Consider the following 19,641-nt stretch of genomic DNA (forward strand, 5'->3'; position numbering starts at 1 on the left):
ATGATGGCGGCATGGATAAGGGCACGCGTGTGAAACCGCATTTCAGCCCTCCATTGCTCCGGCAGCGACCGCCCCCCGGCCACAGAACATGAGCGCGACGCGACGTCCGTCACCTGCAATTGTATACATTCTTGCGCCAGGCCACGATTTTTGATAGTTTGAATATGTCGAATTCCAACCCCTAACCAGATGAAGAGACCCTCCATGGCCCTTGCAAAAATCGGAAACATCCAACACGCGGCTTACCGGTGCAAAGATGCGGCGCAGACCCGCTGGTTCTATGAGGACGTGCTGGGCCTGCCGTGCAAGGCTGCGTTCGCCTTTGACGGCATTTCGGGCACGGACATCCCACGGCGATACATGCACCTCTTTTTCGAACTCGGTGATGGCAACTTCATCGCCTTTTTCGATGACCCGTCTACGGCAATGCCTGAGCACTTCGATCAGCGTCACGGGTTCGATGTCCATGTCGCGTTCGAAATCGACAGCATGGAAGACCTCGCCGCCTGGAAAAAGAAGATCCGCGAGGCCAACATCACCTGCGCTGGCCCAGTCGACCACCACTTTGTGAAGTCGATCTATTTCTACGATCCCAACGGCCTGCAGTGCGAAATCACCTGCAAGACCGAAGACTACACCGCCATCATGACCAAAGAGACCATTGAGGTGGACGACCAGATGCAAAAGTGGACCGAAGAAACCCGGGCCCTTAAGGAAAGCCGCTTCGGTGCGGACTCGCTTGACAGCCGCCAGGTGAAGGAATTCCTCGCCGCCTGACGGCCCTCCCCCGAATGATCAGGCGACGCGATGGATGAGTGTTCCTCCATCGCGGATCCCCAGCGTGTTCGCCACTGCGATCTTCATGCTGCGCTCCAGTGTCTCGTTCGTCAGCCAGGCCAGATGCGGCGCAAGCGCGACCTGATCCAGCGCCATCAGCGGATTGTCAGAACTGACAGGCTCGTCTGCAAACACGTCGAGGCCTGCCGAACGGATGTGGCCGTCCTTGAGCGCAGCAACAAGGGCGGCCTCGTCGACCAGTCCACCTCGCGCCGTGTTGACCAGAATAGCGCCCGGCTTCATCGACCGGATCATCTTGTCGTCGAAAAGCCGGGTCGTCTCCGGCATCAGGGGAATATGCAGCGAGACAATATCGGCTTGCCCCACAAGTTCCTCCAGCGAGCATTGGCGATAGGATGACGCATGGCTGGATCGCGCGGTAAAGATGACCGTGACGCCCATTGCCTCCAGAATCGGCGCAAGCATCTGTGGCACGCTGCCAAAGCCGACCAGCCCCACGGTCTTGCCCGCAATTTCCGAGAAAGACTCCCCCGTCGCTTCATCCGGCGCCCATGTGCCATCGCGGCAGAGCCTGTCGATACGGGGCAGAAGCCGCCCCGCCGCCAGCATGAGCAGCAGCGTCATTTCCGAGACCGCCCGGCTGTTCGTTCCCGGCATGTTGCAGACTGCAATCCCGCCGGCCCGGGCGGCATTAAGATCGATTGTGTTCACGCCAACGCCAATCTTCTGGATCAGCTTCAGGTTCGGCGCGCGGCTGATCGTGTCCGCCGTAATCGGCTTCAGGGAATGCCAGATCGCATCGGCAGTTTTGACTTCTGTCAGGAACGGTTCGTCCGCCCCCTCCGTGCAGCAGACAACGTCGATGCCCTGCGAAGACAGGCCAGCCATCTGACGCTTCAGCCGGGGCCCTGCATCAAAATGGTAGACGACCTTCACCGCCCCGCTCCAAGGAATGGCGTCCGCCCGGCATAGCGCGCGCCCGCGCCTAGGTGGTCTTCAAGACGCAGCAATTCGTTCCACTTCGCCATGCGTTCAGACCGTGTGAAGGAGCCAACCTTTATCTGGCTGATTCCCCAGCCCAGCGCGAGGTGGGCGATGGTGACGTCTTCGGTCTCGCCGGACCGGGCCGAGACGATCGTGCCCCACCCGAGCACCTTGGCTGCCTCGTGTGCGGCCCACGCTTCGGTAAGCGTCCCGACCTGGTTGGGCTTGCACAGCAGGGCCGTGCAGGCCTGCTTTCCAGCAGCCGCTTCAATATTCCCGATTTGCGTCACGAGCAGGTCATCCCCGACGATCTGGGCGCGGTCGCTGAAGGCAGCCGTAAAGGCCGCATGGGAGTCGAGGTCATGCTCCTCGAACGGATCCTCGATCATCAGGATGGGAAAGGCCCGCATCCACTCAGACAGCTTGTCATACCATTCGGCCGGGCTGTAACGACGGCCCTCACGCTTCAGCATGTAACCATTTTCATTGAAGAAATTGCTGGCCGCAATATCGAGCGAAACGCCGACCTGTGTCAGCGGCGACAGGCCTGCATTCTCGATCGAGCGCAGCAGGGTTTCGATCGCCTCCTCATTGCTGTCAAAGACGGGCCAGTAGCCCCCTTCGTCAGCAACGCCCTGTATTTTGCCCTGCGCGGCAAGCTGGCTGCCAGCGGCGCGGTAGATCTCCGCCGTCCATTCCATGGCCTCACGGAAACTCCCTGCGCCATAGGGCACGACCATGAAATCCTGAAGGTCCAGCTGGCCATCGGCATGCGCACCGCCGCCCAGTATCTGTATCTCTGGCACCGGCAGCACGACGTCACCGCCCGCATGCAGGTGTTCCCATAGCGGCTGGCCCGCGCTGGCCGCAGCCGCGTGGGCAACCGCCATCGATGTCGCAATCATCGCATTGGCTCCCAGATGGCTGCGGTCGGCGCGGCCATCGAGTCCGATGAGCACCGCGTCGGCACCCTTCTGGTCCGTCACGTCTCGCCCGATGAGGGCCGACGCGATGGCGCCATTCACGTTCGCCACTGCCGTATCGACGCCATGCCCGCCGAACCGGGCGCCGCCGTCGCGCAGGTCCAGCGCCTCGCCTGCGCCCTTCGATGCACCGGCCGGCGCGATGGCGCGGCCCATGGAGCCGTCCTTAAGCCAGATCTCGGCCTCGACTGTCGGGCGGCCGCGGCTGTCCCAGACGCTGCGGCCGATAACGCGTTTAATTACTGGATCAGGCATTTCCGTGGGCACTCCCGGATTGATGTTTTTTGAGATGGTCGAACCAGAGGGCTGCGACCGTGTCGAGATGGTCTTCAGGCTGCGCCAGCAGGCGCCTGGCAAAGCTGCGGACAAGGTCCCGGTCGGCATCGGTCGTGATGTATTCCACGGGCGACTTGCCATCGATCCGGGCGAGCAGCATGGCAGAAAGGAGCCGCGCTGCTCGGATCTCGAGGGCTGATGGCGCCTCCCAGTCGACACCCGAAAGATAGGACCGCACGAACCCCGTGAACCCCTCATGCAGGGCCGGCGCCGCGGACGACGTCCAAACGGCTTTCAACAGCAGGTGATTGAGGCAGAAGGCAAGGTCAAATGCCGGGTCGCTCCAGCCAGCGCACTCCGCATCAAGGACCACCGGGCCATCCGGCCCGATCAGGATATTCTTGGGGCTGAAGTCGCCATGGGTCATTGCCTTGCGGTTGCGGCCAACGCTGGCGACGATCTCCCTGAGCACAGCTTCCATATCAGGATGCGCATCTATCAGCGCCAGGAAATAGGGTGCGAGCCGCAATTCGTGAAACAGGTCATTGTCGTACATCGACTCAAGCTCAGGCCGTCTGGCCGTGTTCGCGTGGATCCGGACCAGCACACCGGCAACCTGACTGATTGTTTCGGGGCTAACCTCGCAGCGCCGCAGCAGGGACTTCCAGACGGGAAAATCGCCGGGCTTCAGGAATTCCATGACGATGATGCCGGCTGTCTCGTCATGGCCAAGGATCGCGGGCACATGGCCGGGCGCAATCCGCGCCACTTCCGCCAGCCAGCGGGCCTCGCTCGCATGGCGTGTTTCGGGAACGCGCCAGTCTTTCGCCACCTTCAGCCGGGCCAGTGCCCGCCTCACGCAGACATCCCGCTGCCCTATCGTGACATGCCAGATATCGGATGAAACACCGCCCTCCAGCGGTGCGCCGACCACGGCCGCGCCATCAGGCACAAGACCAAGGCCCTTGAGCGCGTCGAGGAACGCTTTTGGCAAATCCGGCATCGATTTTTCTTCCCCAAATCGCATGCCCAACACACAGACCGAGAATCTATGGGATGACAAGCTCAGCGCAGATAGTATACAATTCTAAGAAATACCAGAACATGAGCAAATAAGGGAGGCTCGGGCAAACGCGTGAATTCAGGATTGCTCATAGATCGGCTGCGTGCCCTCGATTCGGCGACCATTGCCGACGTGATGACGGCCATGGGACTGCATGGACAGGTTTTGTCTCCAGCCCTGCGCCCAACCAACACGGCGACGGCCCGCTGCGCCGGACACGCGGTCTGCGCGCGCGGATCGAACGATCCCGATGGTCCAGGAATCGCGAGCTTCAGGCTGGACAACGCCGTCACCAGCGGCTGCATCGTCCTGATCGACACGAACGGGTGCGAGACCGGCGCGATCGTCGGCGGCAACATGGTTACCAGCATGATGGGCCTCGGTGCGGCCGGCTTCATCATTGATGGCGGCATCCGGGATGCGCAGGAACTCAGCGCGTGCAGCGCGCCGGTATACCGGCGCTACGACACGCCGATCAGTGCCCACGGTCGCTGGAAGTACACGAGCGTCGGTGAGGCGATCACCCTGCCCGGCGTCTGGCAGCCGGTCCAGGTCCATCCCGGAGACCTCGTACTGACCGACAGCGACGGCATCGTCGTGCTGCCAAAGGCCCATGCGGAAAGCATCATCGGATATGCCGAGCGGCACATCCAGTCCGAAGACGCGATCGGCAAGGCGATCAGGAATGGCGAAAGCCGCGAGACAGCGACGAAGAACAATCCGAGGCTGACCTATGTTGTTCCGCTGACGGATCTTGCCTCGGCGCCAAACGAGTAAGTCATCGAAACCAGTCATGCCGGCCAGCCGGCCACAATCATCCGAAGTCACGAAGGAACACTACTATGGCACAGAGCAAGTACGCGTATGATCGTTCGCCCTATATCGTCGTCTACGAAGACAAGTCCCCGTTCAAGGACACCTATGCCGGCGAAATCGGCATGGTTTCGCTGACCTGTCATTTGCTGGCGCCCAAGGATCACCCCTCCGATACGGTCGTCATCTGGTCCCACCCGATCGGCGGCGGGTTCTACCTGCCCATGATGGCGGCCCTCGCCAAAGCCGGTGTCCACGTCATCTATTGCGATACCCGCTATCGCGGCATCGATACGGCCCTCATCATGGAAAAGGTCATTGCCGACCTCGGCGCCGTCGTGCGCGATGCGAAGGAGCGCCTCGGATACAAGAAAATCATTCTTGGCGGCTGGAGTGGCGGCGGCTCGATGTCGCTTTACTACCAGGCCGAAGCGGAAGATCCGACCGTCACGACGACGCCGGCCGGCGACCCGTATGACCTGACAGCCAAGAACTTCATCTCTGCCGACGGCATCATGCTCGTCGCGGCGCACCATGCCCGCCATATCACCTTCACGGAATGGCTCGACCCGTCTGTCACCGACGAGAACGATCCGGAGAACCGCGATCTGGAACTCGATATCTACAACAAGGACAATCCGAACCAGCCGCCCTACAGCAAGGAATTCCTCGAGCGCTACCGCGCGGCGCAGGTCGCGCGTAACCGGCGCATCACGGGCTGGGTGAAAGAGAAACTGGCAACCTACAAGGCAAATGGCGAGGCGAACCGCGAGTTCGGCTTTGTCGTCCACCGCACCATGGCCGAGCCGAAATGGCTGGACCCGACCATCGATCCCAACGACCGCCAGCCGAACTGGTGCTTCCTTGGCGACCCTGAAGTCGTAAATGACAGTCCCGTCGGGCTCGCCCGCTTCTGCTCGCTGCGCAGCTGGCTGTCACAATGGAGCTATGACGATGCCCGCGCCGATGGCGTGAAATTCGCCGCACGCACCAGCGTGCCAACCCTGGTCGTGGGCAATTCGGCCGATGACGGCATCACGCCCGAACACACCAAGCGGCTCTACGAAGCGGTGCCGCATGATCGCAAGCAGCTGAAATGGATCAAAGGCGCAAACCATTACTATTTCGGTCAGAAGGACAAGGCAGCCGAAGCCGCCCAGACCTGCGCCGACTGGCTCGCCAGCGAAGGCCTTCTGGACGCATGACCGGCCAATCGACAGAAGCTGACCGCCTGCGGGAGATCGTCCACCCGGATATCCGCACGCTGGGCGATATTCCCGGCTTCCACGCCCGGGCACATCCAGACCGTGTTGCGGTAAAATACGGCGATATCACGCAGACGTTCGCGCAGCTGGACAAGGCCAGCAACCAGCTCGCCAACGCGCTGGTTGCCGAAGGCTTCGCGCCACAGACACGCATTGCCTTCCTCGATCGGAACAGCGAATCCTTCTTCCCCATCCTGTTCGGCGCTTCACGGGCCAACCTCACGCTGGCAACGATCAACTTCCGGCTCACACCCAAGGAGATCGCCTACATCGTCAATGACAGCAAGACCGCGCTCATCTTCGTCGGCAAGGAATTCGTCCAGAATGTCGAGGCGGCGCGCGACAGCCTCAAACACCTCAAGAAGATCGTCGTCATCGACGGTGACGGCGAGACGAGCCTGAAAAACTGGCTCGCTGGCCATGCCGATACGCCTCCCGGCATTGACGTCTCACCTGCCGACACTGCCGTGCAGATGTACACGAGTGGAACGACCGGCCACCCCAAGGGGGTCGAACTCTCGCAGGAATGCATGATCTATTCGGCAGTGGAAGGATTGTCGGTCTGGCCGGCCATGTTCAAGCCTGACTCGGCTGTGCTCGGCACCATGCCGCTGTTCCACATAGCGGCCGCCAACCTCTGCATAGCCGGTCTCTATGCCGGCGCCCGCGCCGAAATCCTGCGCGAAGGCACGCCGCGCGAAATCATCCACATCATCGCCGACAACGGCATTGCCGTCGTTCCTCTGCCCGCTGCCGTCATTCACGAGATCACGAAACTGCCCGAAATCGGCGATCTTGATCTGTCCCGCCTCGACACATTGCTGATCGCCGGCTCCGGCATCGCCGTCGAGCTGCTGAAGAACGCCCAGCAGGCGCTCGGCTGCGGGTTCGCGCTGTCCTACGGCATGACCGAATGCTGCGGCGGCCTGACCTATCTCGGCCCTGCCGACTGCACATATGACGCAGGCCAGAAACTTCATTCCGCAGGCCGGGCCTTTGGCAACAACAAGGTCCGGATTGTCGATACTGAAGGCGCGGACCTGCCCGCCGGCGAGATCGGCGAAATTCTCTGCCTGTCTGACCGCATCATGACCGGCTACTGGGGCCACCCCGAAGCAACCGCTGAAGTCATCCGCGACGGGTGGTACCATAGCGGCGACGCCGGCTACCTGGACAAGGACGGCTTTCTCTATGTCGTTGACCGTATCAAGGACATGGTGATCAGCGGCGGCGAGAACATCTATCCTGTCGAGATCGAGAACGAGCTCATCAAGCATCCCGTCGTCGATGATGTCGCCGTGATCGGCGTGCCGGATCCGAAATGGGGCGAGAGCCTTCTTGCCTGCGTAATCCTGAAGCCCGGCGCATCAGTGCCCCCCGCAGAGCTAGAAACTTTCCTGCGCGACAAGCTCGCTGGCTACAAGATTCCGCGGCGCTACCAGTTCGTCGATGCCTTCCCGCGCAATGCAACCGGCAAGGTCCTGAAGCGCGTCATGCGCGCCGAGCAAGCAGGCTCATGAAACGCCAATCCACGAGGACTGCACCGGAATGACCTTCGACATCAAGGCCCCCCTCTTCCACGACCTTGTCCGGCTTCACGGCAAATGGCTGCCGGACAAGGCCGCTCTCATTGACGATACGAAGACCGTCACCTGGAAAACGCTTGACGAGCGCTCCAGCCAGGTCGCAAACGGGCTGCACGTACTGGGCATCGGGCGTGGCAATTGCGTCGCCGTGCTGATGTCAAACTGCGCCGAATACGTGGAGATCATGTATGGCGTGCTGAAAGCTGGCGCGGTGATCGTGCCCCTGAACGTCGCAGTGCAGGACGACGGACTTGTCGGCATGCTCCGCGATTCCGATGCCAGGGCTGTATTCTATTCACCGGACCAGTTCGCCCGCCTGACCGGCCGCCATGGCGACTTGCCCGATGGAACCCGGCACTTCGTGTTCGGCGCAGACGATCCCCTGCCCGGCACCGACGATTACGAGGCCTGGCGCGACGCATGCAGCGACGCCGAACCCGGCATCGAGATCGGCGACGATGATCCCTGCAACATTATCTACAGCTCCGGCACGACGGGCCTGCCCAAGGGAATCACGCATCTCTACCGCCGGCGCATACAGTCGATGTACGAACTCTCCCTCGCCCACCGCTATCATTTCGATGCCGTGTCGATATGCGCCATTGGCCTCTATTCCAGCATCGCCTGGGGCTCGCTCTTCTGCTCGCTCCTCGTCGGCGGAACCTGCGTGATCCGCGACAAGTTCGACCCCGGCCTCTGGGTCGGGACAGTCGAGGAATATGGCGTGACACACACATTCATGGCGCCGATCATGTTCCAGCGCGTACTCGACCATGAGGACTTTCGTCCGGAATCCGTAGCGTCCCTCCAGGCTGTAATCTCCGGCGGCGCCCCCCTCTATGAAAGCCTCAAGAAGCGCATCGCGGAAAATTTCGGCTGTGTCGTCATCGAGCTCTACGGCCTCACCGAAGGCTTCATGACAACGCTCCAGCCGGGTGACGCCGATGGCCGGCTCACCTCCGTCGGAAAGCCCGTACGAGGTAACGACCTGATCCTGGTCGATGTCGATGACAATGAGGTCGGCTTTGGCGGTACGGGCGAAATCTGCGTCCGTTCCGTACACTGGATGACCGGCTATCACAACCGGCCCGAAGCGACAATGGAAGCCGAATATATCGACAGTCGCGGTGTGAAGTGGCTGCGCACAGGCGATATCGGCCGCACCGACGCAGAGGGCTTCCTCTACATTACCGACCGCAAGAAGGACATGATCATCTCCGGCGGCCAGAACATCTACCCGATCGATATCGAGGCCGTGTTGATCGATCATCCGATGGTGTCCGAAATCGCCGTGATCGGCGTGCCCGATGAAACATGGGGTGAAACGCCTATCGCCATTGTCGTGCCGAGGTCCGGCGCCACGGCGGACACCGCCGAGGAGATCCTCACCTGGGCAAATGCCCGCCTCGGCAAACGCCAGCGCATAAAGCGCGTCGTGTTGCAGGCCGACATGCCACGCAACCCCAACGGCAAGGTGCTGAAGCGCGAACTTCGTATGACCTACATCTGAACCAGCCAGAGGCGGCAAATTTACGACCCCTCAGTCCGCCCACCCAGGAGACCAGACATTGACCACCGAAACCGCCGCAGAGTTACCTGTCGCCGCACCGCCCGGAAACGGGCTCTATGCTTGGTATGTCGTCATGGTGCTGATGATGGCACAGATGTTCTCGTTTATAGACAGGATGATAATGGGCCTGTTGGTAGGCCCCATCCGCACGTCCTTCAATATTTCGGATACACAGTTCAGCCTGCTCGCGGGCCTCGCCTTTGCCATCTTCTACGCCGTGATGGGCCTGCCACTCGCGCGTATTGCCGATCGCCGCAGCCGGCGCGTGCTGATTGCCATCGGCATATCGTTCTGGAGCGTGATGACCACGCTCTGCGGCTTTGCACAGGGCTTCTGGTCGCTGTTTGCCGCGCGGGTCGGTGTTGGCGTGGGTGAGGCGGCGCTCGGCCCTGCAGCCTACTCCATGATCACCGACTACTTCCCGAAGAAGTCTCTCGCCCGCGCGCTCAGCGTCTATACGATCGGGGTCACCGTCGGGTCTGGCCTCGCCTACATCATCGGCGGCAAGATCGTTCACTATGCGCTCAGCCTCGGCACCATCGACATTCCGCTGCTCGGTCATACGGAAGGCTGGCAGATCACTTTCTTTGCCGTCGGCTTTCCCGGCATCCTGATCGCGCTGTTGATGATGACCGTTCGCGAACCGGCCCGTCGTGGCCGGATACAGGCTCCCGGCACGCTCGCCACTGCGACGCCCCCCGCCATTCCCGTGCGCGAGGTTGTCGCCTTCCTCGTCGCCCGCAAGGGCGCCTTTCTTAGCCATATTCTCGGCGTGTCGATCTATATCATGGCCGTATTCAGCCTGAACATCTGGGGCCCTGAATACCTCATCCGCACCTTTGGCTTTGCCCGCGCGGACGCCGGTCTCACGTTCGGCATCGTCATGATCGTTATGGGCACGAGCGGCCTCATGTGCGGCGGCCTGCTGGCAGACCGCTGGTTCTCCCGGTCGACCTTCGATGCCTATAGCCGTGTGATCATTCTCTCCATGCTGTGCATGTTGCCATTTGCGGCCATGCTCGGCTTCGCCAACTCGGTGACACTCGGCATCATCTGCCTCTCGGGCGCAATCTTCTTCTCGGCCTTTCAGGGCGGCATCGCAGGCGGCGTCATCCAGCTCATGGTGCCAAACGAAATGCGGGGTCAGGCGGTTGCGCTCTACTTCCTCATCGCAAACCTGGTCGGCCTCGGCTTTGGCCCCACAGTGGTCGCAGCGATGACCGACTATGTATTCAAGGATGACGCCGCGCTGAACAAGTCTCTCGCGCTCACCTCGGCCACGCTCATCCCGCTGGCTGCGGTCATTCTGCTCAGCGGACTTGGAAAGGTGCGCGAAGCCGTGCGTTCAGCGCAGGAATGGACAACATAACGGGCGCCACCGCCCGCACGTCACGCGTTGAATTCCAGCGGCAGGCCGGCGCGGGGCCAGCGGAACTTGTACAACCGGCCTGACGGCGACGCCGTCGCCCAGCAGTCGCGCATGTCATCGCCGCCAAAGCAGAGATTTGTGACCCCCACTTCGCCGGGAAAGGCAACAAACTCATGCCCGCCCTCCGTGTCAAAAACCGTGATGCCGCCATCTATCAGCGTGCCAACGCAGATCCGGCCACCAGCTTCGACTTTCAGGCTGTCGAGCAGGCGGTATTGCGGCAAGGTGCAGACAAGGTGCCCCGGCTGGAAGGGTGTCGGCGCGTCGCCGAACACACCGGGGGAAATAATGTCAAAGGCCCACACCCGGCTGGTCGGCGTCTCCGCCACATAGAGCCGCTTTCCGTCCGGTGATATCCCCACGCCATTGGGGCCGAGCAGTCCATCCTTCAGCCGGCTGATCGTCGATCCATCAGACGTCGCATAATAGAGTGCGCCGTTTTCGCGATAATCATCGGTCGACTTTCCATGATCGGAAAAGTAGAAACCGCCATGCGCATCGAACACGAGGTCATTCGGGCCGAGCAATAGTTTCCCGCCACATTCAGTATACAGAAGGGTAACCTCACCGCTTTGAAGGTCTACTCTCTGTATAGACCCGCCGCAATAGTCATGAGGCTTGTGTGAGGGGATGAGCGCGCCACCGATTTCGTGCCACTCGAATCCACCATTGTTGCACACATAGGCAGCCCCGTCCGGACCGATGGCAACCCCATTCGGGCCGCCCCCCAGCGTCGCGACGATCTCGATCCGGCCATCCGGCCAGACCTTAGACAATGTCTGCCGCTCGATCTCGACAACGAGGACGGACCCGTCATACAGCGCAACCGGCCCTTCGGGAAAGCGCAGACCATCGGCTACGACTGTCAGTTCCGGGGATGCACTCACACCAATTCCTCCAATTTTCAGCCGGCGCCATTCAAGTGGCGTCTCGGCTTTTTTGTATACAAATTGGAGGTTGATGGCAATTATTTCGGCCGATTACGCAGGACAAATATACAATTCGTTGCGCGGTTCGCCCGGAGCCCTATTCCAGCGGTGATACCAGCGTGCGCAAGCCGGACAGGATATGCCCCCCCATGAGGCTGCCGGCCAATGCGCTATCCTTCGCCCGGATAGCCGCGACCAGTTCTAAGTGGTCGGACACGCTGCGCATCAACCGTTCCGGCGCATACCGGCGAAACGTGCGCAGCATGAGAGGCGCTTCAATGACCTGCGCCGCAGCCGCAGCCAAAGCACGGCTTCTGGCCGCAGTGATGATCAGATGGTGAAACTGGCTGTTGAGGCTGGCAATCTCGGAATCATTTGTGTGCGCATTTTCCGCTTCCGATACGCGCTTCATGGCCTCGGCACAGGCCTGCATCTGGACAAGATCCTCGTCCGACCGTCGCTCTGCAGCAAGGGTCGCCGCGAGAACCTCCAGCCTTACGCGCACGGCATAGATGTCCTGGATATCGCTTTCGTTCCATTCCGCCACGACAGCGCCGGAATTGGCGGCAATGTAAACGAGGCCGTCAGCCTCAAGCTTGCGCAAGGCCTCGCGAACGGGCGTCCTGCTGACCTCGCAGACCGTGGACAATTCCGCTTCCTTCAGACGCTCGCCCGCCTTCAGTTCACCTTCGAAGATCTTGCCCCGAATGATCTTGTAGGCATGGTCTGCTGCGGCGCTCATTGTATATCTCCAAGATATTTCCCCGACCGGGATCGCGTTTGGGACTGAAATCACCCATCGGCACGATATATGCCACTTCCTGCGAAGGCATAGCCATAATGATAGCGGTTATCATTCGTTTGCGACACCTCGCTGATGATCCGTGAGCGCGCACGCCCCGGAATGCACCAAATCCTCGCCATTCAGGGCGCATCCCTGCACCTCCCCGCCTATGTCACCGGCTGCGAATCGCCTCGCATGTCAGACGAAAGTTCCGCTTTCGGGGTCGGCGTCCCCTATTCTCTGGCGTGGTCCGGCAAATACCATATGGCAGAGCCCCACGCACGCTCCTGAACCTTCTGGATCGCCTCGGGGTGCGCGTCGCATTGCCCTTTGCGCTTGCACATGAACTCGGTCCACCGCGGCGTTTCTTCCTGCAGGATGCGCGGGTACCAGAATGCCGGCGCGGTCTCGTCAAAATCAGGGTCGCTCCACACGACGCAGGTCTGCCCCTTGCCGCTCGTTCCGGTCCATATCTGAGACCGGCTTTCATGGATTTTCCCGTCTTTCCATTCGCCTTTGATGATCTCGATCTTGTCGAGCGGAATCTGGTCCGGCAGGGCCATCACGCGAAAGGCGGGAGCGCCCTTTGCCTTGACGAATTGCCCGCCCATGACAACCTCGGCCGAAGATGGAACGTCCGCAGCATCGCACGCGAGCGGGCTTCCATTCGGGTTCGAGTCAAACCGCACGGCGATCCGCGGGCCGCTGGTGCCATAGACTTCGCGCCGTTTCATGGCGTCAAAAATCGCCGAGCGGGTGTTTTCACGCGCCCAAATGCCAACGATGCCGCCCGGATTGAACTGGCTCCGGGTCATCGCGCGATCAAAGTCGCCCATGCTGAACACCGAACCCTGCCACATCTCCTCATCGACAAATCCAGGAACACCCGTATGCGCATCGGTTGAGCCGACGAAACCAAGTTGAAGCGGGTTCCGCTTTTTGTCGCCGGAAACGTCAAACGCCTGCAGCCCACGGAACAACAGGCTGCGCGCATAGGTTTGTCGCGTTTGCTCCCACTCCGCTTCGGTGAAATCAGCCGCCGGCACTGCGCGCGAGTGCTGTGTCGTAAATAGCTCGAAATTGCAATCGTCCGAAGTGAGGCGCTCGTCGAACGGCGCCAGACATTCGCTGCTGCCCTTCTGCTGGGTCACTTCCACCAGTCGCTCGAATCGGGTGCGGAAGCCGAGATCGCGCTCGGATTCGGACTCCACATCGAAGCTCATCCCGTCGCCCATATTGGTATTGTGGGGAACCGTGATCACATCGCAGCCATCCTCGGCCTTGCAGTTCTCATCCAGCATAGACCACAACTTTCCCACCTCCGGGTAACGAATATAGTCGATCGGAAACGGCACGACCGACTCGCTGCGGAAGATGACGTTCCGGTGCGTGTGAGAATAGCTCGGCGTTGCGCTCCACTCAAAGCCGATCAGCGCGGTGAAATTACACGGGTCGTTTGCTTCATTTGCCTGCTGTTGCACGCGCGTCCATGCATCATTCAGCGAAGCCATGCATAGGTCCGGATCATCCTCGCAGACCGGCGTCACTTGCGGTTTCACCTGGGTGATTGTCGGTATCACGTAGTCACCGAAGACCTTGCTGCCTGTCGCCTGCGTACTGTTTTGCCGAAGCCGGTCACAATAGGGTTCATGCAGCTTGATCGGATCTGTACAGATATACATGATATCCAGCCATTCCGCATGATCCGTTACCGCAACAAAATCGAGCGGTCGCGAAAGTGTCATCGTCTCCCCGCCAAGCGTGAAGGGTTCGCCCCGCGCAAACCGGTAGGCATCTGCCGGTGTCGCCATCGTGCCAAACCCATACGCGTCCAGCGAGTAGGCTGTGTGAACGTGTATATCGCCCCAGTAGAGCGACGTCCCGTCATGAGGGGTCGTCCCGCAGTCGGAGGGCGATTCATCTGCAGCCGCCACAGGGGTTGCATCAATTACGGATCCGTCCGCAACCGTCGCGACCTTCGGCGCGCAGGCGACCAGCAGGCAGGTCATCAGAAATAGGCCAGAGCGATTTCGCCATGTCATCCGGATGCACCTGCCTGCTGTTAGACGTCTCATGTTATCACTCACTATTTTTCAAACGCGTTGCTTGATCAGAAGCTGTAGGTCAGCTCCATACCGAATTCACGCGGCGATTGATAATACTGGATTATTGGGCTTGTGCCAGAACGGGCGGCACCCGAAATGACTTCCGCGTCGGTGAGGTTGCGACCGTAAAGTTGCAACTGCCAACGATCTTCATCCCCTGCAAGGGCGATGGAACCGTTCACGAGGATAACTGAACCACGGTAATAGGCCGGGTCATTGCTACGCCCCCATGTATTGTACTTGTCGGTGTACCGGAAATCCAGATGTGCCTTGACTTCACCCACTGCGACCGGAACCACGTAGTCTAGGATCACGCTTCCGCTATAGGGTGGCGCATTCGCGAGATCGAGGCCGGTACTGTCCACAGGCACTTCAAACGTGCCGGTCGGTGTGCCGTTGAGCACGACTTCCACGGCAGGGCTGCATTGTCCGGGTGCGGTCTGGGCAGCAGTGAACGTACCATCCACATCCTGGCAGAACCTTGTGTACTTGGCATCGAGGTATGAGAAGTTGGCCGCTACGGTGAGACGGTCGGTCGGCAGCCATTGCCACTCAACCTCAAATCCGGATGTCTCAATATCGGCAATATTGTCTGTCGAACTCTCGGCGCGCACGGCACCCAGCTTGGTAACAGAGCCCTGAAGGTCCTTGTAGTTGTTGAAGAATGCCGCAAGATTCAGGCGCATCTTGCCATCCAGCAGATCACTCTTCATGCCGATTTCGTAGGCGGTGACATTTTCCTCATCATAGGGACCGATAGTTTCGACTGTGGTGCCGCGTGAATTGAACCCGCCACCCTTGTATCCTGTAGAGACAGATCCATAGAGGCGTACATCGTCAGTCGGAGTATACTGCATCGCTGCCCTTGGCGTAAAATTGTTCCAGCTGGCATCCAGGCTTGTCGCAAAGGAAGCCGGGACGTTGAGCACTCCGCCGATGAAGACTTTCGAGTCAATCGAATAGTCCTTCTCGTCCTGAGTATAGCGTCCACCGAGCGTCAGCGTCCATTTGTCGGCAAAGTGCCAGTCGCCCTGTGCAAAGGCGGCGAGACTGCGTGATTCCTGGGTTATGACGCCGCTCGTTGCGACCGGCGGAGACGGCAAGACGGTATTGATCTGGGTGAACTTGTCCTTGCTTGCGTAAACGCCAACAACATAATCGAATGCGCTTCCGGTATCGGATGCGAACCGGAATTCACCACTATAGGCGTCGCTGTTGAAATCCCGGGTCACATCGAGCCCCGGCTCAGGCGTTATCAGACCGTCGAAATCACCATGGTTGAGATAGGAAATCTCGCGGTAGCCGATAACGGACGTAAACGTACCAAAATCCTGCTTCCAGTTCGTTTCCCACGACACGCCGGTCGTGTCCGTGTTTGTAAACGGATCAAAATTGTATGCCGAGACACGGATATCGTTGCGCGCCCGCTGCGGGATTAGAAGATATGCCGCGGACCCGTCATCGACAGTATGCCCGGCTGGTCCGACGATCTCTTCCTTCAGCGCATCGACGATCAAGGTAGAGCTGATGTCGGGAGTTGGATCGAATGTGAGCGCGCCGCGGACGGCCTTGACATCGCTTGAATTCAGATCGGATCCGGTGATAATATTCTTTGAATATCCATCATACTTGCGCAGATTGACGGCAATTTTGGCAGCAAGCTTGCCATCGGCGAAGCGGCCGGTGTCCAGTTTGAAACGACCTTGAAGCAATCCATTTTCGCCAGCGGTAAGCCGCACCTTGCCGCCGAAATCATCTTTCGGACGCGACGTAATGACGTTGAGCGTTCCGGCAAGATTGTTCTTGCCGAAAAGTGTGCCCTGAGGACCCTTGATTAGCTCAATGCGCTCCACATCGAACATGTCGAGCATGGTGCCAGAGGTAAATGGCAGGTAGACGCCATCAATGATCGTACTGACCTTAGGATCGCTGTTGGGGTCGGGGTCGCTGTGGCTGATGCCCCGAATGGCCACCATCGGAACATTTGGGATCAGGCCCTGTGTTTGCAGCACGACGTTCGGGCTAAGGCCGTTCAGTCCAGTAATATCGACCGCGCCAGGACTTTCGACTGTCGCCGCCGAGAATGCGGTGATCACAATCGGCACATCCTGTAGGTTTTCCTCACGCTTTTGCGCCGTAACCGTCACTGTGCTGAGGCGATTTTCTGCGTCGGTCGCAGTGTCCGCATCACTTCCCTGCGCGGTCGCCACCCCCGGCGCTGACAGGCAGGCCAGCATCGATGTCGCAAGAAGCGCAGACTTTAAAGATCCATTTGGCATTTCGTTTCCTCAAATTAGTCTCGTTTTGAGATCTGTTTTTACTCCCTCTGCCTCACTCCCCTGAGTGCTGCAGGTAATGCGTGTCTTCGCGCGACGCGGTGCAGGACTGCCACAATGCATTTCAGAGCCGAGGCGCCCCTCGGGCATCTGCTTTCCAACTGTTTCGTAGGGCTCCCTCAAGACGCTTGTCATGCGCTGCTCTTCAAAACTTACGTCGCAATAAGATTCGTTTGCAAATATCTTATTGTATACAAAACTGTGTCACACAAGCCCCTTTTGCGCAAATATACTCTAAATTGTATTCTATTTAGGCACCTAAGGGTAGAACGACCCCGCCAACTGCACCCGTCAAACGAGAATGGCGCCGCCGCGTTTCGCGCCGAAACCAATACGTGTTTCCAGTGACCGGGATGCTCAGCCCCTCACCATGGCCCGCGAAACGATCACGCGCATGGTCTCGTCCGCACAAGTCGTGGCGTGCCCCGCGCGAAGCGGCGCCTCTCCCCGAATACCACGCGTTCAACCGTCGCAGGTCTGCGTGTTGCGCTGGATGCCGACGTCTTTGACCTTGCCTGAAGCATTATCCACTTCAAAATAGATATCGTCATAATCATAGGCCGTGACGCCGTCGCCCGTCACGACGCACCGGGGCTTGCCATAGGCGCCCCGCGCAAGGATCTGCTCGGCGCCCGTGCCAACGCCGATCTCGGTGCGGTAACGCGGATCGGTCGCGATGATCCAGTACAGCGTGTCGTCGGCGGCAATTGTCAGCCCGTCATAGAAATAGGTCGTGGCACGCGTATTCGGGATCGGCGTTGTCGTCCGGGGCGTCCCCCTCGCCGCAAACAGCTCGAACAGGGTCATGCCCAGTTTGACATCGCCCACCCGCTCACCGCGGACAATCAGATTGTCATTGAGATCAGGCGGCGTACTGGCACAGGCCCCAAGGCCCAGAAACGCCGTCGCAGTAAACACAGTGCGGACCACATTCATCGCGGGCCCTCCATCATAAAAAGCACACTAGAAGGACACACAGCTCAACCCAACCCACCCCCTTTGTCGAGGCGCGAACGGCACGCAATCATCATTACACGCGCAAATTACCCACAATTTATTGTAATGTTCAACGTTCTGTAATACGCGGATATTCATCCCGATTGCGCGCGCTGTTCGCCGCCAACCATCCCTTGAAACGAAAAGGGGGCATCATGACCCATGACCTCGATGCACCCCAATCATTTGTCGGACGTTGAGCCAGCTCCTGCTGCATTGCGCGACGCAATGCAGCAGGAGCTGGCCCGTTAACGGTCTAGGGCTTCGGCCAGAGCGTCTGGTTGGACTGGTCAACGACCTTCAGCTGGCGGTTCTCGATGGCAAGAACGGCCTGCGGGTTCTCGACACTGGTCTGCCAGATGACAGCGCCGCGCGCATCCAGAAGGACAAAATTGCCGGACATCTGAAGTTCTGCACTCTTGCCGTTGAGAGGTGCCTGGGCATCATTATGGCTACCCCATATGAACGCATCGCCCTTGTCATAAACAACGAGATTCCCGTCATCCTGCAGCACCACATAGTAATTCTTGGCCTTCGTGAAATACTTCTCGTTGACCTCCAACTTCGAACCGCGCGTGATGGACGGGATCGTCGCAGTGTTTCGTGTTACAGCGTTCTTGAACACCTTCGTATCAGTCTCGACCTCAGCAAACCGGGGGAAGTCCACCGGGATTTGCGATGACCGACTCTAATGACCAGCCCCCCCACTTTTTGGAAAGATGGCAGACCAGCGTTGTCAGAGGACCCCATTTTGAACGTCCTGTCGTACCCTTTCACCTAAAATTGAGGCGGAAAATCGTAGGGAGAATTTGGCGCGAAGAGAATAAATAGTTAAAACAGGCGATTGAACCCTTTTATTGTCCTTTCCTTTGGCAACGCGAGTTGAACCTTTTTAGCCTTGGCGCATTGAAAAAAGGAGCTGCTATTTTGGAAGGAAATATCAATGGACGTTGTAGACAGAGACGAACTGCCGTCAGCGGCGCGAGACCTTTCCACCATAGTCATAAATACCAGCCTGAAGCCCGATCCCAGCATGTCCCATACGGGCAGGCTCATGGACACATCTGAAAATATCATGAGAAAAGCGGGGACCAAGATCACTCATATTCACCTTGCCGACCATGACGTTCCGCCAGGGATTTTCTCCGACATGACTCAAAATGGTTTTGATACGGATGAGTGGCCTAGCATATGGTCTGCGATTTCTGATGCTGACATCATCGTCGTCGGAACACCTATATGGCTTAGGCAGGAAAGCTCGCTCTGCAGAAAGTTGGTCGAGCGCCTTTACGGAATGTCTGGCAAGCTGAACGACGAGGGTCAGAGTATCTTTTACGGTAAGGTCGGCGGGGCCATGATTACAGGCAATGAGGACGGCTTGAAACATTGTGAGGCGAATATTCTCTATGCCCTGCAGCACCTTGGATGCACGATACCTCCACAGGCCGATTGCGGGTGGATTGGTAAAGTCGGCCCGGGGCCTTCATTCGGGGACCGCCAGGACTCTGAACGCCCTGCCGGCTTTGACAGTGACTTCACGCAGCGAAACACGACGATAATGACATGGAACCTCATCCATGCAGCGCGCTTGCTGAAAGACGCCGGAGGCCTACCTTCCTATGGCAATGACCGGAACGCCTGGAAAGACTGCGATCGGTTCGGATTCGAACTGCCACACCCGGTAGCCGACTGAACTTACTCACGGATCGTCCGCCGGCGATCCG

Annotated in this window: 16 protein-coding genes; 7 read left to right on the top strand and 9 right to left on the bottom strand. The window is 59.3% G+C overall.

The window, feature by feature from the left end:
* The first annotated feature begins 204 nt into the window (after nucleotides 1–204).
* Entirely contained in the window at nucleotides 205–777 is a 573-nt protein-coding gene (locus tag ACESNB_RS09790) for a VOC family protein (protein WP_373006740.1), read from the top strand.
* A gap of 18 nt (nucleotides 778–795) precedes the next feature.
* On the opposite strand, the gene ACESNB_RS09795 is transcribed toward ACESNB_RS09790, so the two are convergent.
* From ACESNB_RS09795 to ACESNB_RS09805, 3 genes are read right to left on the bottom strand one after another with little or no spacing between them, the layout of a single operon-like run.
* Entirely contained in the window at nucleotides 796–1,734 is a 939-nt protein-coding gene (locus ACESNB_RS09795; protein WP_373006742.1) for an NAD(P)-dependent oxidoreductase, read from the bottom strand.
* A complete protein-coding gene (gene eno / locus ACESNB_RS09800) occupies nucleotides 1,731–3,020 on the bottom strand; it encodes a phosphopyruvate hydratase (RefSeq protein ID WP_373006744.1) in 1,290 nt (429 codons plus the stop codon). Before eno ends, ACESNB_RS09795 begins: the two co-directional genes overlap by 4 nt.
* Nucleotides 3,013–4,044: a phosphotransferase family protein gene (locus ACESNB_RS09805; RefSeq protein WP_373006746.1), complete on the bottom strand. Its 1,032-nt coding sequence runs from the start codon at nucleotides 4,042–4,044 to the stop codon at nucleotides 3,013–3,015. The genes eno and ACESNB_RS09805 overlap by 8 nt, the downstream gene beginning before the upstream one ends.
* 132 nt (nucleotides 4,045–4,176) lie before the next feature.
* On the opposite strand from ACESNB_RS09805, the gene ACESNB_RS09810 reads away from it, so the two are divergent.
* The 5 genes from ACESNB_RS09810 to ACESNB_RS09830 all read left to right on the top strand — a co-directional run bounded on the left by ACESNB_RS09810 (nucleotide 4,177) and on the right by ACESNB_RS09830 (nucleotide 10,707).
* Nucleotides 4,177–4,881, top strand: coding sequence for an RraA family protein (locus tag ACESNB_RS09810; protein WP_373006748.1), 705 nt, complete (start codon nucleotides 4,177–4,179; stop codon nucleotides 4,879–4,881).
* A 65-nt stretch (nucleotides 4,882–4,946) separates the two neighbouring features.
* Entirely contained in the window at nucleotides 4,947–6,122 is a 1,176-nt protein-coding gene (locus ACESNB_RS09815; RefSeq protein ID WP_373006750.1) for an alpha/beta hydrolase, read from the top strand.
* Nucleotides 6,119–7,702, top strand: a complete 1,584-nt coding sequence (locus ACESNB_RS09820; protein ID WP_373006752.1) for a long-chain-fatty-acid--CoA ligase — start codon at nucleotides 6,119–6,121, stop codon at nucleotides 7,700–7,702. The genes ACESNB_RS09815 and ACESNB_RS09820 overlap by 4 nt, the downstream gene beginning before the upstream one ends.
* Nucleotides 7,703–7,730: 28 nt before the next feature.
* A complete protein-coding gene (locus tag ACESNB_RS09825; RefSeq protein WP_373006754.1) occupies nucleotides 7,731–9,278 on the top strand; it encodes a class I adenylate-forming enzyme family protein in 1,548 nt (515 codons plus the stop codon).
* A 58-nt stretch (nucleotides 9,279–9,336) separates the two neighbouring features.
* On the top strand, nucleotides 9,337–10,707 hold the full coding sequence (locus ACESNB_RS09830; RefSeq protein ID WP_373006756.1) for a spinster family MFS transporter: 1,371 nt from the start codon (nucleotides 9,337–9,339) through the stop codon (nucleotides 10,705–10,707).
* Between the two features lie 20 nt (nucleotides 10,708–10,727).
* Here the strand turns inward: ACESNB_RS09830 and ACESNB_RS09835 are convergent, their stop codons facing one another.
* The 6 genes from ACESNB_RS09835 to ACESNB_RS09860 form a co-directional block, all read right to left on the bottom strand.
* Nucleotides 10,728–11,654: an SMP-30/gluconolactonase/LRE family protein gene (locus ACESNB_RS09835; RefSeq protein WP_373006758.1), complete on the bottom strand. Its 927-nt coding sequence runs from the start codon at nucleotides 11,652–11,654 to the stop codon at nucleotides 10,728–10,730.
* A gap of 139 nt (nucleotides 11,655–11,793) precedes the next feature.
* Entirely contained in the window at nucleotides 11,794–12,438 is a 645-nt protein-coding gene (locus ACESNB_RS09840) for a GntR family transcriptional regulator (RefSeq protein WP_373006760.1), read from the bottom strand.
* Between the two features lie 275 nt (nucleotides 12,439–12,713).
* Nucleotides 12,714–14,489 carry a DUF3604 domain-containing protein gene (locus ACESNB_RS09845; protein WP_373006762.1) on the bottom strand — a complete coding sequence of 592 codons (1,776 nt, stop codon included), beginning with the start codon at nucleotides 14,487–14,489 and terminating at the stop codon, nucleotides 12,714–12,716.
* Between the two features lie 101 nt (nucleotides 14,490–14,590).
* Complete coding sequence (locus tag ACESNB_RS09850; protein WP_373006764.1) at nucleotides 14,591–16,864, bottom strand: TonB-dependent receptor; 2,274 nt, start codon at nucleotides 16,862–16,864, stop codon at nucleotides 14,591–14,593.
* 519 nt (nucleotides 16,865–17,383) lie between these two features.
* Nucleotides 17,384–17,857, bottom strand: a complete 474-nt coding sequence (locus ACESNB_RS09855) for a hypothetical protein (RefSeq protein WP_373006766.1) — start codon at nucleotides 17,855–17,857, stop codon at nucleotides 17,384–17,386.
* 316 nt (nucleotides 17,858–18,173) lie between these two features.
* Nucleotides 18,174–18,542, bottom strand: coding sequence for a bulb-type lectin domain-containing protein (locus ACESNB_RS09860; protein ID WP_373006768.1), 369 nt, complete (start codon nucleotides 18,540–18,542; stop codon nucleotides 18,174–18,176).
* Between the two features lie 318 nt (nucleotides 18,543–18,860).
* On the opposite strand from ACESNB_RS09860, the gene ACESNB_RS09865 reads away from it, so the two are divergent.
* Entirely contained in the window at nucleotides 18,861–19,610 is a 750-nt protein-coding gene (locus ACESNB_RS09865; RefSeq protein ID WP_373006770.1) for a flavodoxin family protein, read from the top strand.
* Nucleotides 19,611–19,641 lie beyond the last annotated feature (31 nt).

This window comes from Hyphomonas sp. (genome assembly GCF_041689225.1).
Lineage (GTDB): Bacteria > Pseudomonadota > Alphaproteobacteria > Caulobacterales > Hyphomonadaceae > Hyphomonas.

Excerpts from the sequence above, each read along its gene's own strand:
- ACESNB_RS09790 (WP_373006740.1), top strand. The coding sequence starts at position 205 with ATGGCCCTTGCAAAAATCGGAAACATCCAACACGCGGCTTACCGGTGC.
- eno (WP_373006744.1), bottom strand. The coding sequence starts at position 3,020 with ATGCCTGATCCAGTAATTAAACGCGTTATCGGCCGCAGCGTCTGGGAC.
- ACESNB_RS09805 (WP_373006746.1), bottom strand. The coding sequence starts at position 4,044 with ATGCCGGATTTGCCAAAAGCGTTCCTCGACGCGCTCAAGGGCCTTGGT.
- ACESNB_RS09815 (WP_373006750.1), top strand. The coding sequence starts at position 4,947 with ATGGCACAGAGCAAGTACGCGTATGATCGTTCGCCCTATATCGTCGTC.
- ACESNB_RS09820 (WP_373006752.1), top strand. The coding sequence starts at position 6,119 with ATGACCGGCCAATCGACAGAAGCTGACCGCCTGCGGGAGATCGTCCAC.
- ACESNB_RS09825 (WP_373006754.1), top strand. The coding sequence starts at position 7,731 with ATGACCTTCGACATCAAGGCCCCCCTCTTCCACGACCTTGTCCGGCTT.
- ACESNB_RS09840 (WP_373006760.1), bottom strand. The coding sequence starts at position 12,438 with ATGAGCGCCGCAGCAGACCATGCCTACAAGATCATTCGGGGCAAGATC.
- ACESNB_RS09845 (WP_373006762.1), bottom strand. The coding sequence starts at position 14,489 with ATGACCTGCCTGCTGGTCGCCTGCGCGCCGAAGGTCGCGACGGTTGCG.
- ACESNB_RS09850 (WP_373006764.1), bottom strand. The coding sequence starts at position 16,864 with ATGCCAAATGGATCTTTAAAGTCTGCGCTTCTTGCGACATCGATGCTG.
- ACESNB_RS09855 (WP_373006766.1), bottom strand. The coding sequence starts at position 17,857 with ATGAATGTGGTCCGCACTGTGTTTACTGCGACGGCGTTTCTGGGCCTT.
- ACESNB_RS09865 (WP_373006770.1), top strand. The coding sequence starts at position 18,861 with ATGGACGTTGTAGACAGAGACGAACTGCCGTCAGCGGCGCGAGACCTT.